Origin of the sequence: Polaribacter sargassicola (genome assembly GCF_021991835.1) — a bacterium.
In the GTDB taxonomy this organism is placed as follows: domain Bacteria; phylum Bacteroidota; class Bacteroidia; order Flavobacteriales; family Flavobacteriaceae; genus Polaribacter; species Polaribacter sargassicola.
Map to the genome: position 1 here is coordinate 1 of NZ_JAHDAU010000100.1, position 345 is coordinate 345.

Below are 345 nucleotides of genomic sequence, written 5' to 3' on the forward strand. Positions count from 1 at the left end.
CGATCGCGTTGACCTGGGCACGGGCGGCCTCGGCCGACGGGCCGTCGACGGCGCCGATGTAGACGGTGCCGTCCTCCTCGATGGAGATCTGCGCGCCGGTCTCGTCCTGGATCGCGTTGATCGTCTTGCCCTTCGGGCCGATCAGCTCGCCGATCTTGTCGACCGGGATCTGCACGCTGATGACGCGCGGCGCGGTGGGCGCCATCTCGTCGGGAGCGTCGATCGCGGCGTTCAGCACGTTGAGGATCGTCAGACGCGCGTCGCGGGCCTGGGTCAGCGCGCCGGCCAGCACCGACGACGGGATGCCGTCGAGCTTGGTGTCCAGCTGGATCGCGGTGACGAACT

The 345-nt window shown here is 69.6% G+C and carries 1 protein-coding gene; it reads right to left on the reverse strand.

Annotated features, from left to right (window positions below; translation table 11 throughout):
* Positions 1-345: KH domain-containing protein (locus KI686_RS17500; RefSeq protein ID WP_237590328.1), on the reverse strand; the 345-nt coding region annotated here is incomplete at both ends.